Genomic DNA, 7,033 nt, shown 5'->3' with positions numbered 1-7,033 from the left:
CAACGACACGCTCGCCCCCGGCGCGATCTGGGTGCCGGCGTCATCCGCTGCGGCCAGCGTTGTCAGCAAGGCCGTGGCCGAACTCGGGCTGGTCGCGCACGCCGTTGCCCGCCCGCCCGCGCAGGCCACGATCAGGCTGCGGCCGGTGCGGCTGGGGCTGGTCGATCATTATGGCGGGCTGATGACTGCCGGCTGGACCCGCTGGCTGCTGGAACAATATGAATTTCCGTTCGAGCTCCTCTATCCGCAGCGCATCGAGGCCGGCAGCCTGAAGCGGAATTTCGATGTGCTGCTGTTTGCTGACGGGGCGCTGCCCGCCAAGGGCGCCTGGGGCAGTGAACGCCCGTCGCCGCAGCCCCGGCCGGAAGACACGCCCGCCGATATGAAGGCGATGACCGGCACGCTCACCGATCCGAAAACGACCCCGGCCATCGGCGAGTTCCTGCGCGGCGGCGGCGCCGTGGTCGCCATTGGCGGCTCGGCGCGGTTTGCCGAAATGGTGGGCGCACCGCTGGCGTTGGCGCAAAGCCGCACCGAAAATGGCGAAGCCCGGCCGCTCGATACCAAATCCTTCTTCATCCCCGGATCGGTGCTGCGCGCGCAGGTCGATAATCGTCAGCCGCTGGCCTACGGCCTGCCGGCGGAGGTGGACATGTTCTTCAATCGCTCGCCGACGTTTGTGCAGGCCACGGGGACAGGCACAGCAACACCGGTCTCGTGGTTCCAGGGCCGTTCCCTGCTGCGCAGTGGCTGGGCGGTGGGCCAGGAGCAACTGGCCGGCACGATTGCAGTGGCCGATATCGATGTTGGCCGCGGCAAATTGTTCGTGATGGGCCCCGAAATCGTGCAGCGCGCGCAGGCCTATGGCACATTCAAGTTCCTGTTCAACGCGCTGCACTATGGCGGTGCCGAACGATAGAGCGCTTTCCGACCAAGTTGGATCACCGTCATGGCCCTTGGGGCCACCCCTTCGGGGCGGGGCGCTTTTGGTTCATGGCAGCGTCCCTCGTCGGTTACGATGCGAAGAGCATCGCGCCCTCCTCGCTCCTTGCCCTGAACCAAAATCACCCCAAGGGAATTTGGCGTGCCGATGACCCAACTTGATCGGAAAACGCTCTAAGGCCGGCGCGTTTCCTGCAGCAGGCGCGACAATTCCTGCACCGCCTGCGTCAGGCTCACCACCTCTTGCTCGCGCAGCGCGTCGATCTTCTGGTGGAGCAGTTCGATCTCCAGCTCGGCCTTGATGTTGATCTGATAGTCGCTGGCGGCATCGCGGCGGTCGATTTCCTGCTGGCGGTTCTGGCTCATCATGATGATCGGCGCCGCATAAGCCGCCTGAAACGACAGCACCAGATTGAGCAGGATGAAGGGATAGGGATCCCAGCGCGCGGCATAGGCAATCACGTTCAATGCCACCCAGATCGCCAGCACCACCGATTGAATGATGATGAACCGCCACGATCCCATGATGATCGCTACCCGGTCGGCAACACGCTGGCCCAGGGTCAATTCTGCGGCGCTGGCCGGCTGCTCTTGCCGCGCCTTGGCCCGGTGCGTCCGCAGCCGGCCAAGCCGCGCGGTTTCGGTTTCGTCGAGCGTGTGCATCAGCAACTGTTCCGATCCGTGGGCGGGGGTGATGGCCGACTATACACCATCCCGCCCGGAACCTACTCGAACCTACTCGAACCTGCTCGATCCTGCTTGGCTGAAAACGGCGACGGCAACCGGCAGAACCGAGCCAAAGCCAGCCGCCAGCCCTGCGGCCATCCCCCCAGCAAGCCTTGCCGCCACGCGCGGCGCACGTCACACTGTGATTTTGCCCCTGCGGGACTGCGATGCCGATGATCACCCCGGAACCACTGGCCCGCTGCATCGCTGATGTGCGCCAGGCCCTGGGCCAGCCCGCCCCGCAGGCTATGATCGCCGCCGCATTGGCCCGGCTGGTGGCGCGCGATGATTGGCTGCCGCCCGCCTATGCCTGTCCGCACCCCGATCATTACCAGCAATATCTGCTGCACGCCGATCCCGCCGGGCGGTTCTCCGGATTGCGGTGACAGTGCACTTTATTCCCATCCGCACCTGTCCGCCGCCCTCACACCCCCGCCGCATCCGCCGCCAACAGCGTGTGCAGCAACATATTCGCCCCATTGGCGCAGCCTCTCCAGGTGGAGAGCGGCTTGGGTGACATCCTGTGGAAACCCGCAGGGGGTCAGGCAGTGGGTTTCAGGGTCACCCAGATGCAGTCGTTGGTCCAGTCCACAAATGTGCTGAAATTCTGGACATACCTGCCCGCCTCTTCGGAGGAGAGGCGCCAGCAGGCGATGTTCACCCTGTAATCTTCGTTGTCGGTATAAGTTGCGGGCTGTCGAGGTAAGTCGATTGTCGTCCGGTTGGCAAAACCGGGGGCCAAATTCCACTCGCTGCCAAATCTGTTCGCATTGCCCAGCGTTGCCTGGAGTGCCCTGGCGAGTTCCTCCGCGAGGCCTGCATCGGTATACCACGGGTCAAACCAAAGTTTTGCCCGATGCTTGCGGAAACTCCCGACCAACGTGACGAGTTCGTATGTCTGGCCCCTGACCGTGACCGTCGCCGTTTCAGGCGGCGGGCTGGCGGCGACAGCGAAGGTCAAACTGTTGCCGCCGCCTTCCAACAACCGGTTGTCGAGTTGGCCGGAAAACAACTCTTGGCCCGCGTCGTTGAGGATAGTGATCTTGTAGCAATCGCGATCGAAACACATGCCACTGCGCCCATAGATCGTGACGCTGGCGAGGTTCGCCGGCGCGGCGAACGTGACCTCAAGAAATTGGGCATCGTCATCTTTGCCCGAATGATAAATTTCGGGATACGCCCCAGGGAAGACACCATCGATTGCCCTGTCATGACCAGTACCAACGTAATCAGTGCCGCTGCTGGCAGCAGTGCCGCCTTCGGTCGCCAATGCGACGTTTTTTCCCGTTATGGCCTCAACGGCCTGCAATTCGGCGACCTGCAGATATGAACGCGGTGTGGCGGCGCTTGTCACGCGGATCTTTCTTGCGCCCGTTATGGCAACTGGCGCGCCAGTGTCGTTGACCGCTTGCGCGGTGGCTACCAGGGCGGTCGTGGAGTTGTTCGATGCCATGCTTCACCTGCTTCCGGGTAGCCCTGCAGACGGAGCGGCTGCACACATGGCGTATTGAAGTGGAACATGACGCTGCAATCGAGTCAAACTGAAAGCACCGCCCTGCATCGCGAGTCGCCGCGACCGGTAGCTTCTGGCGCTGATCAATGCGTGCCGGGCCAGGGGCCGGGATCACATGAAAATCCCGCCCGTGCTGGGCCGGGGTCACGGAAACTGCGATTGGGCCAGCCGCCAGCGCATGGGGGCCAGCCGGCGGCCACGGGGTACCACAAATGGTCCACCGCGCCGCCCAATGGGCCAGCAGATTTGCACATTTTGCAGCCACCCTGCCGAACAGGGGGGCTTGCGCCCGCCGCCGCGGCGCGGCCTGATGGCGGCATGAACGATTGGCCTGATATCCGCGCTGCTGTGGCGAAACTCTGCACGGGCTTTCCCGGCGAATATTGGCGGGCGAAGGACAAGGACAGCGCCTATCCCACTGAGTTTGTTGAAGCGCTGACACGGGAAGGCTGGCTGTCGGCGCTGATTCCCGAAGCATTTGGCGGATCGGGCCTGCCCTTGTCGGCGGCGTGTGCGGTGCTGGAGGAAATTCACGCCAGCGGCGGCAATGGCGCGGCCGCCCATGCGCAGATGTATGTGATGGGCACACTGCTGCGCCACGGATCGGACGCACAAAAAGCCCAATATTTACCGGCAGTTGCGCGCGGAGAGCTGCGCTTGCAGGCCTTTGGCGTCACCGAACCGACATCGGGCAGCGACACGCTGTCCTTGCGCACCACGGCGGTGCGGGACGGCGATAACTATCTGATAAATGGCAGCAAATTGTGGACCAGCCGCGCCCGGCACAGCGACCTGATGGTGCTGCTGGCCCGCACCACGCCCAAGGACCAGGTGGCCAAGCGCACCGATGGCCTGTCGGTGTTCCTGCTCGACATGCGGGACTGTGCTGGATTGAGCATTCAACCCATTGAAACCATGATGAATCACGGCACCACCGCAGTGTTTTTCGATGATGTGCGGGTGCCCGCCGCCAATCTGATCGGCAGCGAAGGCCAGGGCTTTCGCTACATCCTGTCGGGCATGAATGCCGAACGCATCCTGATCGCGGCGGAATGTATTGGCGATGCACGATTTTTCCTCGATCGTTCAACCAGTTACGCCAAGGAGCGCCAGGTGTTCGGCCGCCCCATCGGCCAGAATCAAGGCATACAATTCCCGCTGGCCATGGCCCACGCCCGCATGACCGCAGCCGCGCTGGTGGTGGCCGATGCCTGCCGCCGCTACGAAGCCGGCGAAGTGGCGGGGGCAGAGGCCAACATGGCCAAGCTGCTGGCCGCCGAAGCCAGTTGGCAGGCCGGGGAGGCCGCAATGCAGACACTGGGCGGTTTTGCCTTCGCCGCCGAATATGATATCGAGCGTAAGTTCCGGGAAACACGGCTTTATCAGGTGGCGCCGGTATCGACCAACATGATCCTGGCCTATCTGGCCGAGCATGTACTGGGGCTGCCCAAAAGCTACTGAGGCTGGCAAAAACCGCAATCGACGCCGGCGCGCACAGGCGTAAGGTGTGCGTCAATCAAACCGGGGAGAACCAGCATGTCCGAAGCCTATATCATTGATACTGTTCGCACACCGCGCGGCATTGGCAAGCTTGGCAAGGGGAGCTTGGCGGACATGCATCCCCAGCATCTGGCGGCGGCCGTGCTGAAGGCCATTGCGACACGTAACCATCTGAATACGGCTGATGTCGATGATATCATCTGGTCCACCTCCACCCAGAAGGGCCGCCAGGGCGGCGATCTCGGCCGCATGGCGGCGCTGGATGCCGGCTATGATCTGCGGGCCAGCGGCATGACGCTGGACCGGTTTTGCGGCGGCGGCATCACCAGCGTCAATCTGGCGGCGGCGCAGGTGATGAGCGGCATGGAGGATCTGGTGATCGCCGGCGGCACCGAAATGATGAGCTACACCGCCACCATGGCCGCTGAAGAGCGCGCAGCCGGCCTGGCGCCGATGATGATGGGCAGCGGCAATGCCCGCCTCCAGGCGCACCATCCGCAAAGCCATCAGGGCGTATGCGGCGATGCGATTGCCAGCATGGAAGGCATCAGCCGCGCCGATGTCGATGCGCTTGGCCTTGAAAGCCAGAAGCGGGCTGCCGTCGCCATCGCCGAAGGCCGCTTCGCCAAATCGCTCATTCCGGTCTACCGCGAAGACGGCTCGCTGGCGCTGGACCGCGAGGAGTTCCCGCGCCCGCAAACGACGATGGAAGGCCTGTCGGCGCTGGAAGCCAGCTTTGCCAAGTTGGCCGATCTGCCATTGGATGCGCAGGGCACGACGTTTCGCAAGCTGATCAACGCCAAATACCCCGATCTGAAGATCGAGCATATGCACCATGCCGGCAATTCGTCTGGCGTGGTGGACGGCGCGGCCGCCGTGCTGCTGGCCAGCAAGGCCTATGCCGAGAAAAATGGCCTGAAACCCCGCGCGCGCATCATCGCCATGGCGAATATGGGAGATTGCCCGACGCTGATGCTCAATGCGCCGGTGCCAGCCGCCCGCAAGGTGCTGGCCAAGGCGGGATTGACCATCGATGACATCGATCTGTTCGAAATCAACGAAGCCTTTGCCGTGGTTGCAGAAAAATTCATCCGCGATCTGCGGCTGGACCGCGACAAGGTCAATGTGAACGGCGGCGCAATTGCGCTGGGCCACCCGATCGGTGCCACCGGATCGATGCTGATCGGCACGGTGCTGGACGAACTGGAGCGCCGCGATCTGAAGCGCGGGCTGGTGACGATGTGCGCCGCTGGCGGCATGGCCCCGGCAATCATCATCGAGCGCATGTGATCTGACGCCGGCCCCGCCGCAGGGTGGGGCCGGCCAGCCCGATGTATCAGCTCCTATCTGGTCTGCGCGTGGTGGAGGCAGCGGCATTTGTCGCTGCGCCAACGGGTGGGCTTTATCTGGCGCAGATGGGCGCGCAGGTCATTCGCATCGATCAGATCGGCGGCGGTCCGGATTATCGGCGCTGGCCGCTGAGCGATGCCGGGGATAGCCTGTACTGGGAGGGGCTGAACAAGGCCAAACGCTCCATCCAGATCGACCTGTCGCGCCCGGAAGGCCGTGAACTGGCAGTAGCGCTGGCGACGGCATCCGGGGATGACGCCGGGCTGTTCCTGACCAATTTTCCGGTGGATGGGTTTTTCGCGCATGAACATCTGGCGGCGCGGCGGCCCGATATGATCACCGCCCGCATCATGGGTTGGGCCGATGGCAAGCCAGCGCTGGATTACACGGTGAATGCTGCCGTGGGTGTGCCGGACATGACCGGTCCGGTGGACAGCGACCGCCCGGTCAATGCCGTGCTGCCGGCCTGGGATCTGCTGGGCGGCGCGTTTGCCGCCTTTGCCATGGTCAGCGCGCTGCACCGCCGGCGCGTGACCGGCGAAGGCGCTGAAATCCGGGTGCCCTTGTCCGATCTGGCGGCGACATCGCTGTCGCATCTGGGCTTTGCGGCCGAAGCCATGCTGCATGGGGATCGCGGCCGGCTGGGCAATGACCTGTTTGGCGCGTTCGGGCGAGACTTTGTTACCGGCGACGGCCAGCGCCTCTATCTGGTGGCGATCACGCCCAAGCAGTGGCGCGGGCTGGTTGCAGCGCTCAATCTGGGCAGCGCCGTGGCCGCGCTGGAGATGCAGACCGGCTGTGATTTCACCGCCAATGAAGGTGCGCGTTTTGTGCATCGCGCCAGCCTGTTCGCCCTGTTCGAGCCGGCGTTGGCGGCTTGCAGCCTGGCGGATCTGGCCCCGCGCCTCGATGCTGCCGGTGTGACCTGGGGGCCGTATCAGACGCTGGCGCAGGCGGTGCAGGGCGATGCCCGGCTGTTCACCGCCAATCCGCAATTTCAAA

Annotated in this window: 6 protein-coding genes and 1 pseudogene; 5 read left to right on the top strand and 2 right to left on the bottom strand. The window is 63.9% G+C overall.

The features are described 5' to 3' along the window. Positions 1-919, top strand: a pseudogene (locus tag ABWP50_RS11160) (peptidase); the annotation flags it as partial. Positions 920-1,116: 197 nt separating this feature from the next. Here ABWP50_RS11160 and ABWP50_RS11155 read toward each other — a convergent pair. Next, the gene (locus ABWP50_RS11155) at positions 1,117-1,605 is read right to left on the bottom strand and encodes a DUF1003 domain-containing protein (protein WP_353218061.1); all 489 of its coding nucleotides are present in this window, start codon (positions 1,603-1,605) and stop codon (positions 1,117-1,119) included. A gap of 230 nt (positions 1,606-1,835) precedes the next feature. Here ABWP50_RS11155 and ABWP50_RS11150 point away from each other — a divergent pair, with 230 nt between their 5' ends. Further along, positions 1,836-2,054 carry a hypothetical protein gene (locus ABWP50_RS11150; RefSeq protein WP_502951043.1) on the top strand — a complete coding sequence of 73 codons (219 nt, stop codon included), beginning with the start codon at positions 1,836-1,838 and terminating at the stop codon, positions 2,052-2,054. 155 nt (positions 2,055-2,209) lie between these two features. Here the strand turns inward: ABWP50_RS11150 and ABWP50_RS11145 are convergent, their stop codons facing one another. Next, entirely contained in the window at positions 2,210-3,121 is a 912-nt protein-coding gene (locus ABWP50_RS11145; protein ID WP_353218060.1) for a hypothetical protein, read from the bottom strand. 378 nt (positions 3,122-3,499) lie between these two features. On the opposite strand from ABWP50_RS11145, the gene ABWP50_RS11140 reads away from it, so the two are divergent. From ABWP50_RS11140 to ABWP50_RS11130, 3 genes are all read left to right on the top strand, one after another. After that, entirely contained in the window at positions 3,500-4,642 is a 1,143-nt protein-coding gene (locus ABWP50_RS11140; RefSeq protein ID WP_353218059.1) for an acyl-CoA dehydrogenase family protein, read from the top strand. Between the two features lie 75 nt (positions 4,643-4,717). Next, entirely contained in the window at positions 4,718-5,971 is a 1,254-nt protein-coding gene (locus ABWP50_RS11135) for an acetyl-CoA C-acetyltransferase (RefSeq protein WP_353218058.1), read from the top strand. A gap of 41 nt (positions 5,972-6,012) precedes the next feature. Next, positions 6,013-7,033 (top strand): CoA transferase (locus ABWP50_RS11130; protein ID WP_353218057.1); only part of this gene is annotated, 1,021 nt, incomplete at its 3' end.

The sequence above is a fragment of the Sandarakinorhabdus sp. genome, assembly GCF_040398645.1.
Lineage (GTDB): Bacteria > Pseudomonadota > Alphaproteobacteria > Sphingomonadales > Sphingomonadaceae > Sandarakinorhabdus.
This window is presented reverse-complemented; position numbering and strand designations above follow the sequence as displayed.

What these genes read in the sequence shown, in the direction of transcription:
- ABWP50_RS11155 (WP_353218061.1), bottom strand. Translation starts at nt 1,605, where the DNA reads ATGCACACGCTCGACGAAACCGAAACCGCGCGGCTTGGCCGGCTGCGG.
- ABWP50_RS11150 (WP_502951043.1), top strand. Translation starts at nt 1,836, where the DNA reads ATGCCGATGATCACCCCGGAACCACTGGCCCGCTGCATCGCTGATGTG.
- ABWP50_RS11145 (WP_353218060.1), bottom strand. Translation starts at nt 3,121, where the DNA reads ATGGCATCGAACAACTCCACGACCGCCCTGGTAGCCACCGCGCAAGCG.
- ABWP50_RS11140 (WP_353218059.1), top strand. Translation starts at nt 3,500, where the DNA reads ATGAACGATTGGCCTGATATCCGCGCTGCTGTGGCGAAACTCTGCACG.
- ABWP50_RS11135 (WP_353218058.1), top strand. Translation starts at nt 4,718, where the DNA reads ATGTCCGAAGCCTATATCATTGATACTGTTCGCACACCGCGCGGCATT.